At 64.7% G+C, this 24,345-nt stretch carries 23 protein-coding genes; 4 read left to right on the top strand and 19 right to left on the bottom strand.

What is annotated here, in order from left to right; genetic code table 11:
* Positions 1-144: 144 nt before the first annotated feature.
* The 3 genes from TGR7_RS08495 to rtcA all read right to left on the bottom strand — a co-directional run bounded on the left by TGR7_RS08495 (position 145) and on the right by rtcA (position 3,489).
* The gene (locus TGR7_RS08495) at positions 145-1,383 is read right to left on the bottom strand and encodes an FAD-dependent oxidoreductase (protein WP_012638260.1); all 1,239 of its coding nucleotides are present in this window, start codon (positions 1,381-1,383) and stop codon (positions 145-147) included.
* Positions 1,383-2,255 (bottom strand): formyltetrahydrofolate deformylase, encoded by an 873-nt coding sequence (purU, locus tag TGR7_RS08490; RefSeq protein WP_012638259.1) that lies wholly within the window; start codon positions 2,253-2,255, stop codon positions 1,383-1,385. The genes TGR7_RS08495 and purU overlap by 1 nt, the downstream gene beginning before the upstream one ends.
* A gap of 160 nt (positions 2,256-2,415) precedes the next feature.
* Complete coding sequence (rtcA, locus tag TGR7_RS08485; RefSeq protein WP_245522965.1) at positions 2,416-3,489, bottom strand: RNA 3'-terminal phosphate cyclase; 1,074 nt, start codon at positions 3,487-3,489, stop codon at positions 2,416-2,418.
* Positions 3,490-3,813: 324 nt separating this feature from the next.
* Between rtcA and TGR7_RS08480 the strand changes: the two genes are divergently transcribed.
* The 3 genes from TGR7_RS08480 (at position 3,814) to TGR7_RS08470 (ending at position 6,448) form a co-directional block, all read left to right on the top strand.
* Positions 3,814-4,926: a CapA family protein gene (locus TGR7_RS08480; protein ID WP_012638257.1), complete on the top strand. Its 1,113-nt coding sequence runs from the start codon at positions 3,814-3,816 to the stop codon at positions 4,924-4,926.
* Positions 4,927-5,135: 209 nt separating this feature from the next.
* Entirely contained in the window at positions 5,136-5,798 is a 663-nt protein-coding gene (locus TGR7_RS08475) for a phosphoribosyltransferase (RefSeq protein ID WP_012638256.1), read from the top strand.
* Positions 5,795-6,448 (top strand): dienelactone hydrolase family protein, encoded by a 654-nt coding sequence (locus TGR7_RS08470; protein WP_012638255.1) that lies wholly within the window; start codon positions 5,795-5,797, stop codon positions 6,446-6,448. Before TGR7_RS08475 ends, TGR7_RS08470 begins: the two co-directional genes overlap by 4 nt.
* A 28-nt stretch (positions 6,449-6,476) precedes the next feature.
* On the opposite strand, the gene TGR7_RS08465 is transcribed toward TGR7_RS08470, so the two are convergent.
* The 6 genes from TGR7_RS08465 to wrbA form a co-directional block, all read right to left on the bottom strand.
* A complete protein-coding gene (locus TGR7_RS08465) occupies positions 6,477-7,316 on the bottom strand; it encodes a hypothetical protein (protein ID WP_012638254.1) in 840 nt (279 codons plus the stop codon).
* A gap of 153 nt (positions 7,317-7,469) precedes the next feature.
* On the bottom strand, positions 7,470-8,003 hold the full coding sequence (locus tag TGR7_RS08460) for a YbjN domain-containing protein (protein ID WP_012638253.1): 534 nt from the start codon (positions 8,001-8,003) through the stop codon (positions 7,470-7,472).
* A 26-nt stretch (positions 8,004-8,029) separates the two neighbouring features.
* Positions 8,030-8,653 carry a phosphoribosyltransferase gene (locus tag TGR7_RS08455; protein ID WP_012638252.1) on the bottom strand — a complete coding sequence of 208 codons (624 nt, stop codon included), beginning with the start codon at positions 8,651-8,653 and terminating at the stop codon, positions 8,030-8,032.
* A 206-nt stretch (positions 8,654-8,859) separates the two neighbouring features.
* Entirely contained in the window at positions 8,860-10,680 is a 1,821-nt protein-coding gene (locus tag TGR7_RS08450) for an ABCB family ABC transporter ATP-binding protein/permease (protein ID WP_012638251.1), read from the bottom strand.
* Positions 10,677-11,093: an alternative ribosome rescue aminoacyl-tRNA hydrolase ArfB gene (arfB, locus tag TGR7_RS08445; RefSeq protein WP_012638250.1), complete on the bottom strand. Its 417-nt coding sequence runs from the start codon at positions 11,091-11,093 to the stop codon at positions 10,677-10,679. The genes TGR7_RS08450 and arfB overlap by 4 nt, the downstream gene beginning before the upstream one ends.
* Positions 11,094-11,225: 132 nt before the next feature.
* Positions 11,226-11,849: an NAD(P)H:quinone oxidoreductase gene (wrbA, locus tag TGR7_RS08440; protein WP_012638249.1), complete on the bottom strand. Its 624-nt coding sequence runs from the start codon at positions 11,847-11,849 to the stop codon at positions 11,226-11,228.
* Positions 11,850-11,961: 112 nt separating this feature from the next.
* Here wrbA and TGR7_RS08435 point away from each other — a divergent pair, with 112 nt between their 5' ends.
* Positions 11,962-12,888: a LysR family transcriptional regulator gene (locus TGR7_RS08435; RefSeq protein ID WP_012638248.1), complete on the top strand. Its 927-nt coding sequence runs from the start codon at positions 11,962-11,964 to the stop codon at positions 12,886-12,888.
* Positions 12,889-13,017: 129 nt separating this feature from the next.
* Here TGR7_RS08435 and TGR7_RS08430 read toward each other — a convergent pair whose 3' ends face one another.
* From TGR7_RS08430 to TGR7_RS08385, 10 genes are all read right to left on the bottom strand, one after another.
* Positions 13,018-13,755: a DUF4197 domain-containing protein gene (locus TGR7_RS08430; RefSeq protein WP_245522964.1), complete on the bottom strand. Its 738-nt coding sequence runs from the start codon at positions 13,753-13,755 to the stop codon at positions 13,018-13,020.
* Between the two features lie 8 nt (positions 13,756-13,763).
* Positions 13,764-14,387, bottom strand: a complete 624-nt coding sequence (locus TGR7_RS08425; RefSeq protein WP_012638246.1) for a DJ-1/PfpI family protein — start codon at positions 14,385-14,387, stop codon at positions 13,764-13,766.
* 130 nt (positions 14,388-14,517) lie between these two features.
* Positions 14,518-14,931, bottom strand: a complete 414-nt coding sequence (rnk, locus tag TGR7_RS08420; RefSeq protein WP_012638245.1) for a nucleoside diphosphate kinase regulator — start codon at positions 14,929-14,931, stop codon at positions 14,518-14,520.
* A gap of 117 nt (positions 14,932-15,048) precedes the next feature.
* The gene (locus tag TGR7_RS08415) at positions 15,049-16,392 is read right to left on the bottom strand and encodes a DEAD/DEAH box helicase (protein WP_012638244.1); all 1,344 of its coding nucleotides are present in this window, start codon (positions 16,390-16,392) and stop codon (positions 15,049-15,051) included.
* Between the two features lie 227 nt (positions 16,393-16,619).
* The gene (locus TGR7_RS08410; RefSeq protein ID WP_012638243.1) at positions 16,620-17,036 is read right to left on the bottom strand and encodes a DUF1499 domain-containing protein; all 417 of its coding nucleotides are present in this window, start codon (positions 17,034-17,036) and stop codon (positions 16,620-16,622) included.
* A 75-nt stretch (positions 17,037-17,111) separates the two neighbouring features.
* Positions 17,112-17,876, bottom strand: a complete 765-nt coding sequence (locus TGR7_RS08405; RefSeq protein WP_012638242.1) for a sulfite exporter TauE/SafE family protein — start codon at positions 17,874-17,876, stop codon at positions 17,112-17,114.
* 31 nt (positions 17,877-17,907) lie between these two features.
* Positions 17,908-19,494, bottom strand: coding sequence for a diguanylate cyclase domain-containing protein (locus tag TGR7_RS08400; RefSeq protein ID WP_012638241.1), 1,587 nt, complete (start codon positions 19,492-19,494; stop codon positions 17,908-17,910).
* Positions 19,495-19,849: 355 nt separating this feature from the next.
* The gene (locus TGR7_RS08395) at positions 19,850-21,481 is read right to left on the bottom strand and encodes a methyl-accepting chemotaxis protein (RefSeq protein ID WP_012638240.1); all 1,632 of its coding nucleotides are present in this window, start codon (positions 21,479-21,481) and stop codon (positions 19,850-19,852) included.
* A gap of 82 nt (positions 21,482-21,563) precedes the next feature.
* Complete coding sequence (locus TGR7_RS08390) at positions 21,564-22,448, bottom strand: alpha/beta fold hydrolase (protein WP_012638239.1); 885 nt, start codon at positions 22,446-22,448, stop codon at positions 21,564-21,566.
* A 166-nt stretch (positions 22,449-22,614) separates the two neighbouring features.
* A complete protein-coding gene (locus tag TGR7_RS08385) occupies positions 22,615-24,249 on the bottom strand; it encodes a methyl-accepting chemotaxis protein (protein ID WP_012638238.1) in 1,635 nt (544 codons plus the stop codon).
* Positions 24,250-24,345: the final 96 nt, after the last annotated feature.

The following is a 24,345-nucleotide window of genomic DNA, read 5'->3' as shown; positions in this document are numbered from 1 at the left end:
TTTGTACAAAGACACTGAGCCCTCTAAATCTGAAGGCATCGGGATTTGCTGCTCACTCTGCATACAATTCAACATCAATGTTCCTTTGCGTTCTCCGCGTCTCTGCGTCCTCTGCGTGATCAGCCGAGGCGAGAGATAGAAACCTCAGTGCCCCACCGAAGCAGCCCCCCGCTCGCCCACGAGTTCGAAGCGGTCGAAGCGGGCCAGGCTGAAGGGTTCGATGAGTGCGTGATCGCGGTCGTTGGCGACGGTCCAGGCCATGGTCTTGCCGGAGACCGGCGTGGCCTTGAAGCCCCAGGTGCCCCAGCCGGCGTCGATGTAGAAACCGTCCACCGCCGTCCTGCCCATGATGGGGGCGAAGTCCGGGGTCATGTCCGCCATGCCCGCCCACTGGCGCATCACCTTGCTGTTGCCCAGGAACGGGAACAGATCCAGCATCTGGTCGGCGAGGCCTTCGACGAAGTCGAGCGTCGAGCGGGTGGAATGCAGGATGGCGGGGTCCAGGGCGGCGCCCATCACGAGTTCGCCGCGGGAGGACTGGGACACGTACACGTGCAGGCTGCCGGAGACGATGATGGTGTCGAGCCAGGGCTTCATGGGCTCGGTGACGCAGGCCTGCAGCGGGTGGATCACGATGGGCGTGGTGATGCCCGCCATCTTCGTCACCCGCGGCGTGGAGCCGGCCACCATGGAGATCACCTTGCCGGTCTTGATGACACCGCGGTCGGTCTCCACGCCGGTGACCTTGCCCTGCTCCACGCGGATGCCGGTGACCCGGGTCTTCTGGTGGATCTCCACGCCGCGCTTGTCGGCGCCGCGCCCGTAGCCCCAGGCCACGGCGTCGTGGCGCACCACCGCGCCGGGGGCGTGGTAGAGGGCGCCGAGCACGGGATGTTCGCCGCCGCAGTCCAGGTCCATCATGGGCACCGCCTCGGCGATGCTGTCCCGGTCCACCACTTCACTGTCGATGCCGAAGTGCTTGTTCACCTCCGCGCGCCAGCGCATGGTGCGCATCGCCGCGTCCGTGTGGGCCAGGGTGAAGTGGCCGCGCTCGGAGTAGAAGATGTTGAGGTCGAAGTCCTCGGCCAGATCCTGGAACAGGCGCACGCTCTCGTCGTAGAACTTCACGCCCTCGGGGGTGAGGTAGTTGGAGCGCACGATGGTGGTGTTGCGCCCGGTGTTGCCGCCGCCGATGTAGCCCTGCTCCAGCACCGCCACGTTGGTGATGCCGTGGTCCCGGGCAAGGTAGTAGGCGCAGGCCAGGCCATGGCCGCCGCCGCCGATGATCACCACGTCGTAGCTGTCGCGCAGGCCCCTGGGCGTGTTGAAGAAACGCGGGTCCGGCGCGTCGCTGAAGGCGTTTTTGAGCAGGCGCAGCGGCATCAGTCGAACACCACGGTCTTGTTGCCGTGGATCAGCACCCGGTCCTCCAGGTGGTAGCGCAGGCCCCGGGCGAGCACCGCCTTCTCCACGTCGCGGCCCAGGCGCACCAGGTCGTTGGCGGTGTCGTCGTGGCGCACGCGGATCACGTCCTGCTCGATGATGGGACCGGCGTCCAGTTCCTCGGTGACGTAGTGACAGGTGGCGCCGATCAACTTCACACCGCGCTCGAAGGCCTTGTGGTAGGGCTTGGCGCCGATGAAGGACGGCAGGAAGCTGTGGTGGATGTTGATCACCCGGCCGGCGTAGGTGTGGCACATGTCCGGGGGCAGGATCTGCATGTAGCGCGCCAGCACCACGGCATCGGCGTCATAGGACTCCACCAGGCGCGTGACCTCGGCGAAGGCCGGGGCCTTGTTGTCCCTGTCCACGGGCACGTGGTGGTAGGGGATGCCGTGCCATTCCACGTAGTCGCGCATGTCCTCGTGGTTGGAGATCACGCAGGGGATGTCGAAGAACATCTCCTTGCTGCGCCAGCGGTACAGCAGGTCCGTGAGGCAGTGGTCCAGCTTGCTCACCATCAGCACCACCCGCTTGGGCACCTGGGCGTCGGTGACCTGCCACTGCATCTCGAACTGCTCGGCGATGGGGGCGAAGGCCTCGCGCAGACCCTGATCGTCGAAGGGCAGCGAGTCGGCGCGGATCTCGTAGCGCATGAAGAACCAGCCGGAACCCTGGTCCGCGTGCTGGCTGGCCTCGGTGATCCAGCCGCCGTGGCGGGACAGGAAACCGCTGACGGCGGCGACGATGCCTACCCGGTCGGGGCAGGAGACGATGAGTCGGTAGGTGTGGTGGCTCACGTTGTTTCCTTTCATGAAACAATAGTTCCTATTAGGAATTAGTGATGTTGCCCTGTCAAGGGGATTTCAGGGCTTGGCGTCGTCATCGGGAACGCTGTCTGACGCGAGCTAGATAGTGACAAAAAACATGAATAGATTGCTATTACAAATTGATTTAATTGATTAATCAGCTTGGTTATCCGGCGTGCCCCGGCATGAGGTAAACCGTGCCGGGTTGGCCCAGTTCGCCCTCGATACGGATCTCCACGGGCAGGAAGGCCTGGATCACCCGGGACTGGGTGAGCAGGTGCAGGGTCACCTGGCTGGTGCGCAGGGTCGACGCAGCGTCCGCCAGCGCCAGGGGCAGCAACAGCTGGTCCGCCAGCCAGCGGTCCACGGCGGCCCCGGTGGCCAGGAAGCCAAGCAGGTCGTCCACCGCCTCGTCCGCCACCCGCTCGGCGCGCTTGCCACGCTCGCCGAGGGCGAAGAAACAGGCCTGGCCCTGCTCGAAACGGGCCAGCAGGGCCAGCACCGTGCCCGGTGAGCAGGCCGGCAGGTGTTCGATGGCGATGTCCACGTCGCTGTTCAGTGTCTGCAGGCGCCGCAGCGCCCTGCCCCGCTGGCGTTCGGCGATCTCCTCCGGCAGGTTGGCAACCGCCGACAGCCCCTGGATGGACAGGAGCCTGCCCCGGTCGGTGAGGTCCAGGCCGCGGGGCCGGGCGCTGCCCGGGATCCCGGCCTGGATCTCGCCGCCGCCCGGTGGATAGAAGCCCGCCATGGGCATGTGCAGCTCGAAGGGCATGCCGATGCGTCCGAGCATCACCCGCCAGTGCCAGTCCAGGTAATGGAAACAGGGGCTGTGGGGCACGTGGGTGCCGCCGGTGACCGTGACCCGGGAGGCGCCATCGGCCATGGCCAGGGGCGGCAGGACGGTCTGCAGGACCAGGGAGGTGGCGCCGGCGGTGCCGATGTCGAAGTGGTAGTCGCCGGGCACCACGGGACCGGGCAGGAACGCCAGGGTCTGGGAGCCGATGCGGTCGCCCTCCACCCGCGCGCCGCTCACCCGGGCGGCGGCCTGTACCGCCATGGCGTGCTGGAAGCCGAGACCCGGGTTGTCGCGCCGGGCGCGGATGTGTTCGAGGCGCACCCCGCGCCCGGTGATCAGGGCGAGGCTCAGGGCGCTGCGCAGCACCTGGCCGCCGCCCTCGCCCATGGTGCCGTCGATGTGGATCAGGTCCGTCATGGTGCTCACCCGAATCCCGTGTTCCATCCACCATCCCACATAGGGCGGGCCATGCCCGCCATCAGCCTATCCCGCATAGGGCGGGCCGTGCCCGCCGTCAGCCTATCCCGCATAGGGCGGGCCGTGCCCGCCGTCAGCCGCAGGTTCATTGTCAGCAGGCGGCCACGGGCCGCCCTATGAGCTGGCTCCACCGGAGACTGATTAAACAGCCTGCCTGGTGCACTACGCCGGCTGATTCCGACTCCCATCCACTATCCCGCTTGGCGCCAGGCACCGCAACCGGCCCGACGTACTATGCTTCCTGATGCTGAACCGTGACCTGGAAAAGCTTCGGTCTGGGGGTCTGGCGCGGTGAACGACGTGATCACCCTGTTTCTGTGCGGCGATGTCATGACAGGCCGGGGCATCGACCAGGCCCTGCCCCACCCGGCGCCGCCCGACCTGTACGAGCTCTGGGTGCAGGATGCCAGGGAGTACGTGAGTCTTGCCGAGGCCGCCAACGGCGAATTCCCGAAGCCGATGGCGCCCGCCCACATCTGGGGCGATGCCCTGGCCGAACTGGCGCATTTCAGGCCGCACTTGCGCCTGATCAACCTGGAAACCGGCATCACGCGCCACGGCACGCCCTGGCCGGACAAGGGCATCCATTACCGCATGAGTCCCGAGAACGCCGCCTGCCTGCAGGCGGCAAGGATCGACTGTTGCTCGCTGGCCAACAACCACGTCATGGACTGGGGCGTGGATGCCTTGCGGGAGACCTGCCGGGTGCTGGACGGACTGGGCATCGCCCACGCCGGTGCCGGCGAGGATCTGGGGGCAGCGATGAAACCGGCACGCCTCGACGTGACCACGGGGCACCGGGTGTGGGTCTTCAGCCTCGGCATGACCGACAGCGGCATCCCGCCCGAGTGGCATGCGGCCAGGGGCCGGCCAGGCGTGTGGCTGGCCACGGAGGCCTCGGCAGCCGGTGCGGAACCGGTAGCCGAGCGGATCCGGGCGCACAAGCGCCCCGGTGACCTGGCAGTGGTGTCGGTGCACTGGGGCAGCAACTGGGGTTATCGCATCCCGAAGGGACACCGTGAATTTGCCTACCGGCTGGTCGAGGCCGGCGCGGACCTGATCCACGGGCATTCCTCCCACCACCCGGTCGGCATGGAACTCTACCGGGGACGTCCTATCCTCTATGGCTGTGGAGACTTCATCAACGACTACGAGGGCATCCGGGGTTACGAGATTGTTCAGCCGGATCTGACCCTGATGTTCTTCCCGGCCTTCGATGCGGCGACCGGCGTGTTGAGATCCATGTCCATGACCCCCCTGCGCCGGGCGCGTTTCTCCCTGCACCGCACCGGCAAGGACGATGCCCGCTGGCTGTGCGAAATGCTCAACCGGGAGCGCCAGGGAGATGATCCGGAATTCCGGCTGGATGATGCAGGGCGGATACAGTGGGATCTTGCGCAGTGACGCGAAGATGCGAAGGCGCCGAGGGAAGACAACTGGACAGGATCGACAGGATTAACAAGATTTACAGGATTAAAGCTCGCTTATAGAGCGTTAAGGTCTTGATCCTGCTAATCCGAATAAATCCTGTCAATCCTGTCGATTCATTTCAGTCATCTGCGTCTTTGCGTCGAGGTTATTGATCACCAAACACAACCGGAAGGAGCCACACCATGACGAGGCTTCCGTTCAAGGACAGGATAGAGGGCGCCGTTGCGCTGGCCGATGCGCTGTCCGACTATGCCGGCCGGGATGATGTGCTGGTGCTGGGCCTGCCGCGGGGCGGCGTGCCGGTGGCGGCCGAGGTGGCGCGCAGGCTGGGCGCAGGGCTGGACGTGATCATCGTGCGCAAGCTGGGTGCGCCAGGCCAGCCGGAACTGGCCGTGGGCGCCATCGCGAGCGGCGGCGGACGGGTCTTCAACGAGGACCTGGTGCGCCTGATGCATCTCTCGCCCACGGCCCTGGAGCGCATCATCGAGCGCGAGCGCAAGGAACTGGAACGACGCGAACGCCTGTACCGCGGCGCGCATCCCTTCCCGCAGATGAAGGACCGTTGCCTGATCCTGGTGGACGACGGCCTGGCCACCGGCGCCACCATGCGCGCGGCGGTCAACGCGGTGAAAAGCACGGGCCCCCGGGAGGTGGTGGTGGCCGTGCCGGTGGCACCTTCCGACACCGTGGAGGTGCTTGCCCAGGAGGCGGACCGGGTGGTGTGCGTGGCCACGCCCGAGAACTTCATGGCCGTGGGTCGCTGGTACCTGGATTTCTCTCAGGTGGAGGATGTGGAGGTGATGGATATCCTGGCGGAGGCCTGGGCCAGGCAGGATGCCTCATGAACATCGAGCATCGTGAACTGGACATCCAGGCCGGAACACTGAGCCTGCCGGGCATACTGGCACTGCCCTCTCCGGCCCGCGGCATCGTGGTGTTCGCTCACGGCAGCGGCAGCAGCCGGTTCAGTTCCCGCAACCGGTTCGTGGCCGACATCCTCAACCGCGCGGGTCTCGCCACCCTGCTGTTCGACCTGCTCAGCGCCGAGGAGCATGAGGTCGATCAGTTCACCCGCGAGTATCGTTTCGATATCCCCCGTCTCGGCGATCGCATGATCGCCACCGTGGACTGGCTCAAGTCCCAGGCGGACCTGGGGGCACTGTCCCTCGGCTTGTTCGGTGCCAGCACGGGTGCGGCGGCGGCGCTCATCGCCGCGGCCGCGAGGCCCGTGGAGGTGGCGGCGGTGGTGTCCCGGGGCGGGCGTCCCGACCTGGCTGGGGCATCACTGCCCCTGGTGCAGGCGCCGACGCTGTTCATCGTGGGTGGCCTGGACGGGCCGGTGATCGATCTCAATCGTGGTGCGGCGGGAAGACTGCACTGCGAGCATCACCTGGAGATCGTCCCCGGCGCCACGCACCTGTTCGAGGAGCCTGGCACCCTGGAACAGGCTGCGGGCCACGCCCGGGACTGGTTCGTGAAATATCTCTCGTCCTGAATGCAACGCCCGGTGTAAGTCCCGTCCCTCAGGTTGCAGGGCCTGTGGTGCCCTGTCGCGCTTCCTGTCGTGACATGATCTGATCGAGCCGCTGGCGCGCCCGCTCGCTGGTGAGGCGGTCGCGGTCCATCAGCATGTCGATGGCCAGTTGGCTGTGGCCCTGGTGCATCGCCCGCACCACCCGTTCCTCGAATTCATGATCCTGCAGCGCCTCCAGGTTCGCGGTCAGATGCAGGCGTTGCGTCGTGATGCCATAGATCCTGAATGCTTCGGCAATGCGACCGATGCGGGGCGTGACGCGGCTGCGATGACTGCGCAGCTCGATGCGGTAGCCTTCCGCGTTCTCGGTGATCGGGTTGAACAGGAAGCGCAGCTTGATCGGCCGTGGCCGGTGGATGTGTGACGGCCGATGGGTGTCGGCCAGTTCCTTGACGCGCGACTTGTCCACCACGATCTCGAGGCAGGTGAGATCATTCAGCTTGTGCTTTTCCCGGGGCCTCGTCCATGGACGGCGGCGCCACTGTTCTCTAACGATGCGCGCGCCCCGCAGGGCTTCGGCGGGAATGAACAGGGTCCTGTGGTCTTCGTTGGAGAGGTGGCCGCCGGTCTGAAGTGCGATGCCATGGCTGTAGAACCTGATCAGCCAGTTCTCGGGCCGCAGGGTGGCCAGGAGGATACGGGCCTGGATCAGGAGCAGCAGCGTCAGCGCACCGCCGGAGGCGAGGATGATGAACAGGGGGAAGTCCTGCGCCAGGGCCAGCCAGAAGAAGCCGCCCAGCAGGCCCAGCAGCATCAGCATCGCCAGCAACTGGAAGAGCGGGCTTTCCCTGACCACCAGGCGGGGTCTGTGTCTCCTCAACTCGATCATGGATGGGGGCTAGCAGGCTGTTGAATAACCCTCGGGTGGCGCCATGCTGCGTTGGAAAGCGGCTCAAAATGCTCATGTACTCGCATGTACACTGCGCTTTTTCGCCGCTTTCCGCCTTGCCTGGCATCCACCGGAGACTTTTTCAACAGCCTGCTATCCGACTGTCGGTGAGATTCCTGCGCGCAGTTCCCGATCCCGACGCGGGGTCACGGGCTTGGAATCGTCAACGCCCTGGCCATGGACGACCTCGCGCACGAACATGTCGATGAGCATGTTGAAGGTCTGCAGCCAGTCCTTGAGGCGGTCGACGGTGATGCCGCCGTCCAGGTCCAGGTCGGATTCGAAGATGGTGTCGCCATCCCGATCCAGGTAGGCCTTGGCGAGGATGCGGTTGCGGTTCCAGGCGTTGACCTGTTCCAGGGTGATGCCCATGCCGACAAAGGCCACGTTCATCTGCAACTGACGGCCGTTGCCGGAGCCCACAATCACCACCACGGGACGGCCGTGCATCATGACGATGACATCATCATCCTCGTCGATGCGCGTGCCGGTGAAGCCAAGCTCCTTCAGGAGGCCCTCCACCTGCTTGGCATTGGTGGAAGAGATGATGGTCTGGTCCGCCTGGGCCGGGAGGACCAGCAGGAGGCTCAGGACCAGGGCGGTGACCAGGGGCAACAGGTGGCGCATGGTGGATCTCTCAGGTGAACGGGGTGTCAGGTACCATCTTGCCCCGGAATCCGAATCAGGGAAAGGATGCGTTGCAACTCGGCATCCTCCAGGTGGATGCCGTAGTCGGCATGCAGACGATCCTTGATCCGTGCCTCGTCAGTGGTGGGCGGATCCATGTCCCGGATGAAGCCGCCGATGTCCTCGACCCGGGCCCAGGGATAGATGATCCAGCGCCATTCCAGCACCTCGGCCACGTGGAAATCCGCATGCACCGGCGAGGTGGCCTTCTCGTGCAGCACCGCCGTGCGCACCTCGGCCGCGCCCGCGGCCTCCACATGGGTCCGGGCTACCACCAGGGTGTCGCCGGTGTCGTTGACATCGTCCACGATCAGCACCCGCTTGCCCTGCACGTCTCCCGACAGGGGGTACTTCACCCAGGCCTTGGCCTCCATCTTCGCGGGGCCGGTGTAGTGCTGCACCTTGATGCTGGTCATGTCCTGCAGGTGCAGGTAGTCGCATACATAACGGGCCGGCACGAAACCGCCCCGGGCGACCGCCACCACCAGGTCCGGTCTGAACCCCGAATCCCGTACCTGGCAGGCCAGCTGGTAACTCAGGTCGATGACGCTCTGCAGGGAGATCAGTTCACAGCGCATGGGGGTGGGCATCGAGACTCCGTGGGCGAAAGTCAAAAGCGGGAACGCAAAGGGCGCAAAGGGTTTCGCAAAGGACGCAAAGCAAATCCTGGGGTAAACAACCCTGTTACGACAATGATCTTGCCAAGGGTTGATCTGGAATCAAAAGTTTCCTTAGTTTTGACACAAAAAGATGTTCTTTGCGTTCCTCTGCGTCTTTGCGTCGAGGCTTTTGATTTTCATTCCACCAACGCCGATTCCGCCGCAATCCGTTCCTGCTGCTGGTGGGTCCAGAGCTGGGCGTAGGTGCCGCCCTGGGCCAGCAGCTGCGCGTGGCTGCCCTGTTCCACGATGCGTCCGCCGTCCAGCACGATGATGCGGTCGGCGTCCACGATGGTGGAGAGGCGGTGGGCGATGGCGAGCGTGGTGCGACGCTGGGAGACCTCGTTCAGGGCGTCCAGGATCACCTTCTCGGCGTGGGAATCCAGGGATGAGGTGGCCTCGTCCAGCACCAGGATGGGCGGGTCCTTGAGCAGCACCCGGGCGATGGCGATGCGCTGCTTCTCGCCGCCGGAGAGTTTCAGTCCCCGCTCGCCCACCTGGGTCTCAAGCCCCTGTGGCAGAGAGGCGATGAAGCCCTCCAGGTGGGCCATGCGCACGGCGCGCAGGATCTCGGCCTCGCTGGCATCCGGACGGCCGTAGGCGATGTTGTAGCGCACCGTGTCGTTGAACAGCACCGTGTCCTGGGGCACCACGCCGATGGCCCGGCGCAGGCTCTCCTGGGTCACGCTGCGGATGTCCTGACCGTTGATGGTGATCCGGCCCTCGGTGACGTCGTAGAAGCGGAACAGCAGGCGCGCGATGGTGGACTTCCCTGCCCCGCTGGGACCGACGATGGCCAGTTTCTGGCCGGCGGGGATCTCGAAGCTCACGTCCTTGAGGATGGGCCGGTCCTCGGTGTAGGCGTAGCTCACGTGCTCGAAGCGGATGGCGCCGCCGTCGGGCTTGAGTTCCGTGGCATCGGCGGCGTCCACCACCCGGGCGGGCTGGTACATGAGCTTGAACAGGCGCTCGATGTTGATCAGGGCCTCGCGAATCTCCCGGTACACGAAGCCCAGGAAATTGAGCGGCATGAACAGCTGGATCATGTAGGCGTTGATCATGACCAGGTCGCCCAGGGTCATCTGCCCGGCGGCCACCCGGTGCGCCGCCATGATCATCATCACCGTGATGGAGGCGGCGATGATGAAGGCCTGGCCGGAGTTAAGGCCGGCCAGGGACAGGCGGTTCTTCATGCGCGCCTCTTCCCAGGCCTCCAGGTTGCGGTCGTACTCCCTGGCCTCGTAGGCCTCGTTGCCGAAGTACTTCACCGTCTCGTAGTTGAGCAGGCTGTCCATGGCCCGGGTGTTGGAGACGTTGTCCATCTGGTTGCTTTCGCGCACGAAGCGGTTGCGCCACTCGGTGACGTAGATGGAGAAGATCACGTACACCGCCACCGCGGCCAGCACCGTGAGCGCGAAGCTGGCATCGAAGGCCACCAGCATGATCACCGTGATCAGGCCGATCTCCAGCAGCGTGGGCACGATGTTGAACAGCATGAAGCGCAGCAGGAAGCTGATGCCGGTGGTGCCGCGCTCGATGTCGCGGGCGAGCCCCCCGGTCTGGCGGGAGAGATGAAAGCCGAGATCCAGGCGGTGCAGGTGTTCGAAGACCTTGAGCGAGACCCGGCGCATGGCCCGCTCCGCCACCCGGGCGAACACCGCGTCGCGCAGTTCGCCGAAGAACACCGAGGTGAAGCGCAGCGCACCGTAGCCGATCAGCAACGCCAGGGGCACCGCCACCAGCACCTCGGCGGGCGATTCCAGGCCGCGGGTCTCGAAGTGATCGACGATGAACTTGAGCGCCACCGGCACCAGGACGCCGGCGACCTTGGCCAGCGCCAGCAGGCCCAGGGCCAGCATCACCCGGCCGCGGAACTCCATCAGGAAGGGAAGCAGGCTGATGATGATGCGCCAGTTGACCGGGCCGCCCCGGTATTCGCTGTCCCTGCGTGTTCTCACTGGAGGTCCACCTTGCCGCGCAGCTCCTTGGTGCGACCCCGGCGGGTCTTCTCGTCCACCCGCTTGCGCTTGGCCGTGAGGCTCGGCCGGGTGGGCTTGCGGGCCTTGGGCACCACGGCGACGCTGCGGATCAGCTCGGCGAGGCGTCGCAAGGCGTCTTCCCGGTTGCCTTCCTGGGTGCGGAAGCGCTGGGCCTTGATGATGACCACCCCCTCGCGGGTGATGCGATGGTCACGCAGGGCCAGCAGGCGGGTCTTGTAGAAGTCGGGAAGCGAGGAGCCGGGGATGTCGAAGCGCAGGTGAATGGCGCTGGAGACCTTGTTGACGTTCTGCCCGCCCGCCCCCTGGGCGCGGATCGCGCTGATCTCGATCTCGTGATCGGGGATGGAGACCTTGTTGGAGATGGCGAGCATGGCTGTGGGTGGCTTTGGCGAGCCCACAGTCTAGCAGGAAGTGGGAGGTAGGAATTTGGATGTGGGAATGGAAGTGCGAAGTGTGAATTGGGAAGTGAGAATGGGTACTTCTCACTTCCCAGTTCTCCCTTCTCACTTCATCTGTGCCTTGCCCAGCTTCTGCGCCACGGCGGTCTCCGCCACGTGGCGACCCTGGGATCGGGCCATGGCCAGCTCGATCTCGGAGGGCTGGCGGCTGCCGTCGCCGGCGGCCAGGGTGGTGGCGCCGTAGGGGGAACCGCCCGCCACCTCATCCAGGGTCAGCTGGCGCTTCTCGCTGTAGGGCAGACCCACGATGGTCATGCCCAGATGCATGAGGTTGACGATGGTGGAGATCAGCGTGGTTTCCTGGCCGCCGTGTTGGCTGGCCGTGGAGGCAAACACGCTGCCCACCTTGCCCACCAGCTTGTCCTGGAACCACAGCTGGCCGGTCTGGTCGAGAAAGTTGGCCATCTGTGCGGCCATGCGGCCGTAGCGGGTGGGGGTGCCGATGATGATGGCGTCGTAGTCGGCCAGTTCGGCGGGGGTGGCGATGGGCGCGGCCTGGTCCAGCTTGGCGCCGGCGCCCTTGGCCACGTCCTCGGGCATCAGCTCCGGGACCCGCTTGATGACGGCCTCGGCGCCCTGCACTTCGCGCACGCCCTCGGCCACGGCCTGGGCCATCTGCTCCACGTGGCCCCAGGTGGAGTAATACAGGATCAGCACTTTGGTGTTCATGGACGCTCCTCCGGAACGATGGGATATGGGAACGTGGCCAGTTTATTTGTTGCGATTTTCTGAAATAAGGATTAAGAATCGAAACCAGTGTTCTGTTAATTGGTACAAAACCATGAAACTGGAAGGTATTCGCACCTTTGTGGCCATCGTCGAGGCCGGCTCCATCACCGCCGCTGCCCGGCGCCTGGGCGTGGCCAAGTCGGTGGTGAGTCATCGGCTCTCGGAACTGGAAGATTCGGTGGGTGCGCGGCTGATCCAGCGCTCCTCGCGCCGGCTTTCGCTCACCGAGCAGGGGGAGATGTTTCACCGCTTCAGCGCCCGGATGCTGGGGGAGCTGGACGAGGCGGTGTCGCGCATCGCCGAGGAGGGCCACGAGTTGCGCGGCCCGCTGCGGGTGGCCGCGCCCATGAGTTTCGGCCTGCTGCACCTGGGCCCTGCCCTCTACCCCTTCCTGCGTGAACACCCCGGCATCCAGCTGGACCTGGACCTGAACGACCGCATGGTGGACCTGGTGGGGGAAGGCTACGACATGGCCATTCGCATCGGTCAGCTACCGGATTCGACCCTGGTGGCCCGGCGCCTGGTCTCGAGCTGCAGCCTGCTGGTTGCCAGCCCTGCTTACCTGGCTGAACACGGCAGACCGAAGCACGTGGAGGCGCTGTCAGAGCACCGGGGGATCCTCTACTCGAACGTGCATCCCAACGACCAGCTGCGCTTCAGGCGTGCAGACGGTACCGTCACCGGTCATTTCGCCACGGCCCTGCAGGTGAACAACGGCGATGCCATGCGCGATGCCGCCATCGCCGGCCTGGGCCTGGCGGTGATCCCGGACTTCATCGTCTGGCAGGCCCTGGCGGACGGGCGGCTGGTGGTGGTGGAACTGGACGGGAGCCTGCCGGAGGTGGGCGTGTATGCGGTGTTCCCCCAGAACCGGCACCTGACCGCCAAGGTCAGGGCGTTGACGGAACACCTGGCGGCGAGTTTCGGGGATCCGCCGTATTGGAAGTTTGATCGTGAGGAGAGAAGCGACAGGAGATAGGCGTGCCAGGCGTAGGTCGGCCTTCAGGCCGACAGCGGAGGCTTCGATGGGCAGCGGCGTCGGCCTGAAGGCCGACCTACGACGTGAGACGGTGTTCCCTTGAGTCGGGCCACACTCCCTCCTTATGCCTTATCCGCCGCTTCCAAACACCTTCCTGAGCAATTCCGTGGTGCGCCGGGCCGGGTCCTGGCGGATGGCGGCCTCTTCCACGGCCAGGTAATGGAACACGCCGTCCAGGGCGCGGTCGACCACGTGGCCGCTCAGGTCCGTGTCCACCTCGGGCAGGAACGGGATGCTGCGGTAGCGGCGCATCAGGTCATCGTGCACGCGCACGGCGCCGGCATCCGAGAGGGTCTCGTCCACGATGGGGCGCATCTCCGTGCCCAGGGGCTCGCGCATGCGGGACTCGAAATAGCGGGTGGCGGCATCGTCCGGGCCGTTCAGGATGGACTGGGCGTCCTGGATGCTCATGTCGCGGATGGCGTTGACGAACAGCGCCCTGGCCCGGGGCGTGGCCGCCTCGGCGGCGCGGTTCATGCGGACCTCGAGATCGTCCAGCATGCCACTCAGGCCGACACGGGACAGCTGTTCCTGGGCCCGGTTCAGGCCATAGGGCAGCGGGATGCGTATCCGGGGGTCGTTGAGAAAGCCGCCGGGCGCGCCCAACCGGCTGACCACGTTGTCGGTACCGATGCGCAGCGCCTCGCGCAGGCCGTCGATGATCTCGGCCTGGGTCAGACCCGAGGTGGTGGTGCTGCCGCCGGTCACGCCACGCAGCAGGTCTTGTGCCCTCTCCCACCAGTTGGCCTGGGTCTGGCCGGCGGGTACCGCCAGCAGCAGGGTGAGCAGGAAGCGGCGGCGTGTCATGTGAGGCATCAGAGTGTCACCCTTCGCGTGTTGTCCGTGGGCCAGGGGTATTCCATGTTGCGCGCGGCGTTGGCGGCCACCTCCACGCCATGATCCCGCGCCACCAGGTGCAGTGCCAGGTCCATGCCCGCGGAGATGCCGGCGGAACTGATGAGGTCACCATCCTGCACCACGTGCAGGTCCTCGTGCACGCGGACCCGTGGGAAATGTTCTTTCATGAAGGGCAGGGAACGCCAGTGGGTGGTGGCGTCCCGTCCGTCCAGTAGGCCGGCTGAGGCCAACAGCAGGGAGCCGGTGCACACCGAGGCAAGCGTGCTCACCTGCCCTGCCCTGTCCCTGAGCCAGGCCTGCAGGGCTGCATCCTCCAGCAAGGCGCGCACGCCCCAGCCTCCCGGCACCACCAGGATGTCCAGGGCGGGTGCATCGTTCAGTGTGTACGTGGGCAGCACGCGCATGCCGCCGGAACAGGTGACCGGCTCAGCGGTGGCCGCCAGCAGGCTCACCCGATACGGGGACTCGGTCTCGCGCCGACGCGTCTCATCCAGGCGCGTGGTGACGAACACCTCGTAGGGGCCGGTGAAGTCCAGCACCTCCACGTTTTCGAAGATCAGGATGCCGACGTGCTTTTGCATGTGCATGGAATCCGGAATGGGTTGCCGCGCAGATGCGCAGGCGCAGAGACATCAACCATACATCATTCAGGCACTGTCCGATGCGTCCTGTTTGAATCTCTTCGCCTGCGCGTCTCCGCGGCAAGTATTTTCAGCGATGCATCTCTCCCGCCGCCTCCGGCTGGTAGAGGATCTCCATGATGCGCACGTTCATTTCGCCGCCCTTGGGGGTGGGCCAGGCGATGCTGTCGCCCACGGACAGGCCCAGCAGGGCGCTGCCGATGGGAGCCAGTACGGAGATCTTCTCCTCGTCGCCGTCCATGCCCGAGGGGTAGACCAGGGTGCGCTGGAATTCGCGCCCTTCCGGCTCCACGCGGAAACGCACCCTGGAGTTCATGGTCACCAGGGTGGGCGGAACCTGCGACGGTTCAACCACGTTGGCACGCTCCAGCTCGGCCAGCAGCTGGCGGTGGTTGGCCAGGGCCTCTCTGGGCAGGCTGTCGAGCAGATGCTCGAGACGATCCAGATCCAGGGAGGACAGGGTGATGCTCGGTTGCTGTGTCATGTCGATGTTCTCCTGCAGGCACTGCAAATGCACAACGGCCCGCGCATTCGCGCGGGCCGCCGGTTTTATGACTGTAAGGCTTTTGCGCCCGGGCCACCAGCCCGGGCGCCGGGACACCTAGCGGTTGCCGCTGCGGGCACCGTTGCCGCCACGGCCCCGCCCCCCGGCACCCTGACGGCGGGCACCAGCAGGTGCGCCACCGGGACGACCGCCACGGGGTGCGCCCTGGCGGGCACCGTTGCCTGGGCGTCCACCACCGGGACGACCACCACGGGGCGGGCGATTGCCGTCGGCGTCGTTGGCGGATTTCGGCGGTGCCACGAAGCCTTCCGTCTGGATGCGCTCGATGGGACGGCGGATCAGCCGTTCGATGCTGGTCAGCAGGCGCATCTCCTCCCGGTCCACCAGGGACAGGGCAGCGCCGGCGGCACCGGCACGCCCGGTGCGGCCGATGCGGTGCACGTAGTCCTCGGGCACGTTGGGCAACTCGAAGTTCACCACCTGGGGCAGCTGGTCGATGTCCAGGCCACGGGCGGCGATGTCGGTGGCCACCAGCACCGGGATACGGCCGTTCTTGAACTGGTCCAGGGCCTTGGTGCGGGCCGCCTGACTCTTGTTGCCGTGGATGGCGGCCGCCGGGATGCCGTCCTTGGACAGCTTCTCAGCCAGGCGGTTGGCGCCGTGCTTGGTGCGGGTGAACACCAGCACCTGCTGCCACTGGTTCTGCTTGATCAGGTGGCTGAGCAGATCCCGCTTGGCGTGGCTTTCCACCAGGTGCACCTGCTGCTGCACGCGCTCGGCGGTGGTGTTGCGCGCGGCCACTTCCACGCTGGCCGGGTTGGTCAAAATGCCGTCCGCCAGGGCACGCATCTCATCGGAGAAGGTGGCGGAGAACAGCAGGTTCTGACGCCTGGCCGGCAGCAGTTTCATGATGCGGCGGATGTCGTGGATGAAGCCCATGTCCAGCATGCGATCGGCCTCGTCCAGGACCAGGATCTCCACGCCGGAGAGGTCCACGGTCTTCTGGCCCGCGTGATCCAGCAGGCGGCCAGGGGTGGCCACGATGATGTCCACCTGGCCGCGCAGGGCGCGGATCTGTGGATTGATGTTCACGCCGCCGAACATCACCAGGGAGCGCAGGGTCAGGTACTTGCCGTAGGTCTCCACGGACTCGTGCACCTGGGCGGCCAGCTCACGGGTGGGGGTCAGCACCAGGCAGCGGGGTCGGCCCGGCCCGCTCTTGAGGGCGGGGCGGTGGGACAGCAGCTGCAGGATGGGCAGGGTGAAGCCGGCGGTCTTGCCGGTGCCGGTCTGGGCGGCGGCGCGCAGGTCGCGGCCCTTGAGCACTTCGGGGATGGCCTGGGCCTGGATCGGAGTCGGCGATTCATAGCCGGTCTCTTCCAGGGCACGCAAAAGGGGATCGGCCAACCCGAGGTCGGCAAACTTGGAAACAGAAGACATGGAAAAACTCCAACGGCAACCAGCCGCTCCGTACCGGAGGGGCGCCCATCGAGGAAGACGAAATCAGGGGGTAGGAAATCGGATGAACGGACGCTGACGGGCGGGGCGTTCGATGGGGGGCACTATACAGGAATAAGGGTGAAGTGGGAATTGGGAAGTGGGAAAAGAAGTGAGAAGTGGGGATTGGGAAGTTGGAAGTGAAGATCTCAAACTTCGCACTTCCCAATTCACCCTTCTAACTTTTGCAGTGCTTCCTGGAAGGCCCGGATGCGCCGGGCGTTGGTGCCGAGGTCACCCCGGCCCACCCGGGAGCGGGAGCGCATTTCCACCCGGCTGCCGCCCTGCTCCGCCGCCTGGATCCGGATGCTGATGTCGTCCTTGAAGCGCAGGAACCGGGTGGTGGCCACCGCCTCGATGCGGCCCGTGGCCGGGTCCTTCTCCAGGATCTCCCAGCCGAAACCCCGCACGGCGTTCAGCGCTGCCTCGTAGACCTGTTCCGGTGGGGCAGGCAGGTACTGGGGCTGGATGTCGGGGTACTCCGGTGTCTCCCCGGTGCGCACGTCGTTGATGACGGGCCAGCGGCTCAGGGTGAACGCGGCCCCGAGTACCAGGACGACAGGCATCAGCCACCACAACACCTTCATGCAGCCACCTCCGTGTGCGCAGTTTTATTCATTTTTGATTTCTCAATGCTCACTTCCCAATTCGCCCTTCGAACTTCAAAACAGTTCCCGAAAGAACTGCACCACCAGCAAGCCGCTCAGTATCCACAGTACACCTCTCAGCCATCCCCGGTAGGCATCGGCGGAGAACCGGTCGCGGATGGCCATGCCGGTGCGCAATCCCACCAGGGCCAGGATCGCCAGCGGTAGGGACAGCAGCACAAGTCCGGGGCTGATCATGCCGAAGGCGGTGAAGGTGGCGGTCTGGGCGCTCTTGCCGACGAGGAAGGCCAGGTTGGTTGCCTGTACCACGACGAGCGGCGCGACCCGCAGTTCCAGAAAGTAGATCATCAGGGCCGGCCCGCCCACATTCACCGTTCCCCCCATCAGGCCTCCGGCCAGTCCGGCCACGCGGCCGCTGCCTTTGGGGTGGCGCTGGATGATGCTGAAATCGATGCGCTTGATCTGGTCGCTGAGCAGGTACAGCACGATAGTCAGGGCCAGCAGCAGGCGGAACGGGTTGGGATCCAGCAGGATCAGCAACAGGGTGCCCAGCACGGAGCCGAGGAGCATCCAGGCCGCCACGTGCCAGAAACGGCCCAGGCTCTCGCCCAGATTGCCGCCCCGCAGCATGCTCCAGACATTGACGGCGATGTTCGGCCCCAGGGTCATGAGGATGGCGGTCTGCACGTCGGTGACCAGGGCCAGCAGCGGCGTGGCGACCATGGGAAAGCCCAGCCCGAACACCCCGTGGATCAGCGCGGCGCCCAGCACCACGGTCACGACCACGAGGATCTCGTTGAGACTGAAGGCGTCCATCATCAGGATTAAGGGTTTGGATTGAGCGCGGCCCTCAGGCCACGATGCAGACCTGGTTTTTGCCGCGACGCTTGGCCACGTAACAGGCCTCATCGACGCGCCGCATGACGGTCTCCGGGTCCGTGTCACGGGATGTGATGGCATGCACGCCGATGCTGGCGCCAGCCCCCTTGAGTGCGCGACCCTCGAAGGTGAAGGTCAGCTCACTAATCGAACGGGCGAGATTGTCGACGATCTGTTGGGCATTGTTCAAATCGCAATCATTGAGCAGGATGGCAAACTCGTCTCCACCCAGGCGAGCCAGGCTGTCGTGACGGCGGATGCAGCTGGACATGGTCCTCACCAGGGCCACCAGGAAGGCATCGCCGGCGTGGTGCCCGTGGGTGTCGTTGAGGTGTTTGAAGTCATCCAGGTCCAGATAGATGAGAGTGCATGCCCTGCCCTGCCTGGTATCCAGGCAGGCGCGCTGCAGTTCCACCTCGAAGGCGCGGCGGTTGAGTGCCCCGGTGAGGTGATCGTGCTGGGCGTCCCAGGTCATCTGTTCCATGTGCGCAAGGTCCGCGCTCACGTCGCGGAAGATGAAGCTCACCCGCACGCGCTGGTCGTTCTCGTCGAAGATGGGCGAAACGGTCTCCTCCACGTAGTGCAGGACACCCTGGCGGTCTTCCAGTGTCTGGTAGCGGTGGGCGCGGGTGGCCACGCCCGACAGCAGGGTTGCAAACACCCCGGGGGGCATGCAGGGGTCGCCGCTCGGACGGCTCAGTCGGTAGACCTCGTCGATGGATTCACCCAGGGCGCGCTCCGGTGCAAGACCGGTCATGTGGCCGGCGGCCCGGTTCATGGACAGGATGAACCCCTGGGAGTCGGTCACGATCACGCCATCGGCGATGTTGTTCAGGGTGCCGATCGCCAGTTCCTTCTCCTCGTTGAGGGAGTTCTCGATGCTTCTCAGGCGCACCAGCACACGCAGGGCGCCGGCGAGCACCGAGATGATGATCAGCAGCGTGACCACGGCGATCACACGCAGGGCCGTGTGGTAACTGGCCTCGGAATCAAGCTGCGCGGCGTAGGCGTTGTCCTGCACGGTCTGCGCCAGGCGCTGAAAGATGTTCAGCAGGGCCATCTCCAGGGGCAGATCCTGGTCGACGATGGCCGACCAGAGCTCCGGGCCTTCTTCTCCTCCCAGGATGCGCTGCATGATGTCCTCCTGCAGCGGTGCGGTGATGCGAATGATGTCCAGGGCGTCGTCCAGCAGGGCCTGTTCCCTGGGTTCCAGGCCCAGGGCAATGAGCCGGTCGCGCAAATCGATGAACTCGACCGCCACGGCGCGGAATTCCATGAAGCGTTCGTCCCGGAACCAGGGGTCGTTCTTGAAGGCCGCGCTGTAGAGCTGCAGGGAGCGGGCCTGGACGACGTTGGACATGCGGTGGATCAGTTCCACCTTGCGGTTGTGGACCTCGGAGACCTGGGTCATGGCGGACTGCAGGGCGGTGAGGTAGTAGAGGCTCACGGCCGCATAGATGCAGAGCAGGACCAGGGTCAGCAGCGCACTGCGCCGCACCAGGGCGAGACTGGGGCGCTTGTCTTTGGCAAAAATCAGCTCGGCCAGGCGTTTTATCACTTGTTGTCGGCCCGAGATGGAGGTTTGAAGTGTCCAGGCTCAGGACACCGCGCTTGCGGGTCAGGCAAGTGTTGACAGTTTAGATCGCGAGCTACGGGTCAACAATGTCCGCCAGATGGGGGGTATCGAAGGATTGATGAAAGGCATGGGTGCACTGCGTTCGAAAGTTCTGTTATTTCAAGGGGGTGTGAGTGTCCTTGCGTTCGAAACACACCTTGTCCATACAAATGGTGTGTAAAACACCGAGTGCAGGGGACTCGTCTCCTGCGACTCCTGCAAACGAGGGTTGCGGATGATGTGTGCTCGTGGCCATGGTTGGAGACCCATGATCACGAGCACACATTCAAGCCTTTGATCAGGCAATGCGAAAACGTTGCACGGTCTCCCGCAGTTCGGAGGCCAGGCGGGCCAGTTCCTCCGTGGCGGTCGCGGTCTGATCGGAACCTGCGGCCACGTCCTGAACACCCTCGTTGATCTTGACCACGTTACGGTTGATTTCCTCAACCACGGCGCCCTGTTCTTCGGCAGCGCTCGCGATCTGGGCATTCATGTCGTTGATGGATCCGACGGCACGGATGATCACCTCGAGGGATTCCGCGGCGTCGGCTGCAAGCCCGGTGGTTTCATTGGCCTGCTTGCTGCCCTCCTGCATCACGGTTACCGCTGTCCTGGCACCTTTCTGCAGGCGTTCGATCATCTGCTCGATCTCCTGAGTGGACTGCTGCGTCCGGCTGGCGAGGGTGCGTACCTCGTCCGCGACCACGGCGAATCCACGGCCCTGTTCTCCGGCCCGGGCGGCCTCGATGGCGGCGTTGAGCGCCAGTAGGTTGGTCTGCTCGGCGATCCCCTGGATCACATCCAGCACGGCACCGATCTTTTCACTGTCGTCCTCCAGTTGCCGGATGACCTCGGCGGCCTTGTTCACCTCATTGCTCAGACCCTCGATGGAGTCGATGGCCTTGGCCACCACCTGCTTGCCTTCCGTGGATTCCTCGTTCGCCCGTGCGGCGGATTGGGAGGCCTCGGAGGCGCTGCGCGCGACTTCGTGCACGGAGGTGGTCATTTCGTTCATGGCCGTGGCGACCTGGTCGGTCTGGCTCTGCTGTTCCTTCACGCCCTGGGTCGTCTGGGTCGTGACCGCGGAAAGTTCCTCGGAGGCCGCTGCGAGCTGAGTCGCAGCCCCGGTGACCTGGCCGATGATATCGCGAAAACCTCTTGCCATGTGGTTGAAAGACCGAGTGACGCGGGTCAACTCGTCGTCGCCGATTTCCAGCACGGTGACAGTCAGATCACCATTGGCCATGCTTGCGCTGGCCGCCTCCAGGTCCGTGACAACGCCGGTAATGCGTCGGACCACGAAATACGAGACAAACAGTGAAACCAGCACCGCAGCGATCAGGAGCGCGATGGTCAGGTTGCGGGTCCAGATGTAATGGGCAACGGCATCCTTGTAGACCTGGTCGGCGACCTCCAGCTGCAGGTTCAGCAGGTCCTGGGCCACTGCTCTGAAGTTGCGATAGCGGGGTTCGACCTCGGTTTCCAGCAAACGAGACGCCTCTGTCAGATTGCCATTGCGCAGGGCCTGGATGGCGGGAGTGAGGCCCTGGTAGACGAAGGCCTGCTCCTCTCGAATGAATGCATCGGCGAGCTCCCGTTCACGGGGCGTGAGGTAGGTTTCCATGAAGGCATTCCAGGTGCGATCTATGTCTGCAATGTTTTCTTCGATGGTTCGCGTACGTGCCTGGATGTTCGCGGGAGTGGGGTCGCGAAGCACGGTGACGAGCTGAATGCGGTTGTCCATGAGACTTTCAATGATCCCCGAGATCTGACCCGTGGGAACAAGCCGGTCCTCGTAGACGGTGCGCAGGCCTTCATCGGCCTGGGACATGCCGCGCAGCCCCATGACGCCAACGATGACCATGAACAGCAGCGCCAGGGTGATCATGAGATAAAGTCGCATTCTGATTGTGAGTCTTATGCCTTTCATTTTGTCAGGAGCTCCGTCGTGATTTGTTGTTGTGCTTACAGGGTCAATTACTTATTGGCGCAGTAGGAATTTACTTTAGTTCCTATATGAGCCTTGCAAGGCACCATTGATCGATGACATCCCGTGCTTGGTCGGGTTGTTCCGTGAGCAGCCAGTGATCTGCGTCGATGTGTACGCATTCAGCATGGGGAAACAGCTGGATCTGGCGAGTGGTGATCTGCGGGTCGCTGATGCCGGATTCCCCGGATTGCAGCACCAGCACTGGTTGCCTGATCAGTTCGGGCCCAGGCAAGGGCCGGACCACCTCGCGCAGGTCCTGGAGATAGTTGGCCAGGGGCAGAAACCGCAGATCGGCCCGTGGGCTCATGTACAGGCGCACGATATCCTGTAGTTCTCCCTCTTCCAGCCTCTGACGTGCCTGTGCATCCAGGGCATGCAGGTCCCGGTAGGGGAAACGGCGACTGGCCGCGAAGATCCGGCCGATCAGCCTGACGGGCGGGACGAGCAGACAGTTGAGAAGGTTGAGACGGCGCACGACAGCCAGCACGCCGCGCAGTGCCTCGGGGAACACCGGGTCGATGAGGATCAGCGCCCGCACCCGGTCCGGATGCCGTACCGCCAGTTCCATGGCCACCTGGGCTCCCAGGCTGTGGCCCATGAACACCGCCTGTCCGTGCCCTTCCCTGTCCAGCAGGCTGATCTGGTCCTGGCACCAGAGCCATCGACTAAAGGCCTTGCGGGTCATGGAGGCGCCATGGCCACGCAGGTCCGGCTGGTAGAGATCCCAGGTATCACGCAGGCGGCTGTGGGCGCAGAACTCGCTGAAGCGGGTGCCGTTGCTGGCCAGACCATGCAGGGTGACCAGGGCCGGTGCCTCGGGAAGCCCGCAGCGGTGTGCGCGGTAGCCCAGGCGAAGGCCGTCGCTCGCGGTGAAGTGTCGTAGAGGGGCGTGTATCGGTCCTTCCATGGACCCATGCTAATCCAGTCGGCCGTCGCTAGCCCGCATATCTCACCGCGATAGGACACCGGCGGGAACAGACTGTCATGCTGAGGTTGCCGACCATTTCAATGTATTCCACTTATGTTTCAGCCTATTGAGCGCCCGGCGGTGTCCGACCGGTGAGATATGCGGGCTAGGCAGCCTGCAGTCTGAACCGGGAGACCATGCCGGTGAGCGATGCGGCCAGGCGGGACAGTTCCAGGCTGGCGGCGTCGACCTGGCTGATGGCATCTGCGGTCTCGTCGGCCACCTGCTTGATGCTCACGGCGTTGCGGTTGATGTCATCGGCCACCACGGTCTGCTCCTCAACCGCGCTGGCGACCTGGGTGGTCATGTCACTGATGGTCTGCACCGCGGCGACGATCTCCTCCAGCAAGCGCTGCGTGTTGCGAGTGCGCTCCAGGTTCTGGGCGGCACTCTCGCCACTGCGGCCCATCATGTTCACGGCTTCCCGGGCACCCTTCTGCAGCTTGTCAATCATGGACTCGATCTCACCGACGGAATCCTGGGTGCGATTGGCCAGGCTGCGCACCTCGTCGGCGACCACGGCAAAACCGCGGCCGTGTTCCCCGGCGCGGGCGGCCTCGATGGCGGCGTTGAGCGCCAGCAGGTTGGTCTGCTCGGCGATGCCCCGGATCACGTCGAGGACGGTGCCGATGGATTCGCTCTGACCGTTCACGTCCTCGATCACGCGGCTGGCATTGAGCAGTTCTTCGGCCAGGACTTCCATGCCCCGGGTATTCTCGTCCATGGCCCGGCGGCCATCGTCGGCGCGCCGATTGGCGGCGCCTGCGGAATCACTGGCGCTCTGGGTGTTGCGGGAGATCTCCTGGACGGAACTGCTCATCTGGGTGATGGCTGTAGCCACCAGCGCCGTTTCCCCCTGCTGCCGGTTGGCGCCGGCCCGGGTCTGTTGAGAGACCGCGGACATCTGCTCGGTGGCCGCGGCCAACTGGGAGGCGCTGCTGCCGATGTTGCCGATCATCTCTCGCAGGCGCTGGGTGGTCCGGTCAAGGGCGGTCAGCAACTGTCCGGTTTCATCACGGCTGATCGAGTTGACCTGTGCTGTCAGATCCCCTTCGGAGAGCCTCTCCGCCAGTCCGACCGCCTGTCGCACGGGTACGACCACGCTGCGGGTGATGAACCAGGCGGCCAGAACGGCGAGCAGGATGCCCAGCAGGGTACCGAACAGCAGGATTCCCTGGAGCATGCTGTCGTTGCGCTCCAGGCCTGCGGAGCGCTGTTCAAGTAGTCTGTGTTCTTCATACTCGATCTCGTGAATGATCTCTCGCAGGGTATCCATGTAGTTTCGGGCAGCGTCGGTCATGTCCGACAGTTGCCGCATCAGTGCACCGCTGATCTCCGGATTGGCCCTGCGCAATTCAATGGCCGGCTCCAGGTGCTGCCGGACCCAGGTGTCGTAGCGCTGTGCGACAGCATCGAGTCGAGCCTGCTGTGCACGGTTGTCCGCAGTCAGGCGGCGCAGGGTGGCGAGTTCCTGGCTGAACTCCTCCTGGCCTTCTCGATAGACAGCGAGTTTTTCTTCATCACCAGAGAGCAGGTAACCGCGCTGGCCGGTTTCCATGTTCACCAGTCCCATGAGCATCTGCTCGGCATCCAGGATCACGGTGTAAGTGTGCTGATTCAGCGCCACCGAAGCGCGCACCGCGCTGTACTGCAGCCAAGCGCCCAGTGCCAGGGCGACCATCAGGAGGACCAGCAGGCCGAACCCGATGGTGAGACGAATGCCAATGGGTAGGTTGTTCATGGCGACTCCGGGGATTTGTGTCGTTGCTTGAGCGGGTTATTATTTGTACACAACTTGTGCAATACATGTGCATGCTACAAGACAATCGGCAGGAAT

The organism is Thioalkalivibrio sulfidiphilus HL-EbGr7, from assembly GCF_000021985.1.
Classification (GTDB): Bacteria; Pseudomonadota; Gammaproteobacteria; order Ectothiorhodospirales; family Ectothiorhodospiraceae; genus Thioalkalivibrio_A; species Thioalkalivibrio_A sulfidiphilus.
The sequence above is the reverse complement of the archived record's forward strand: the minus strand, read 5'-3'. Positions and strand labels throughout refer to the sequence as shown.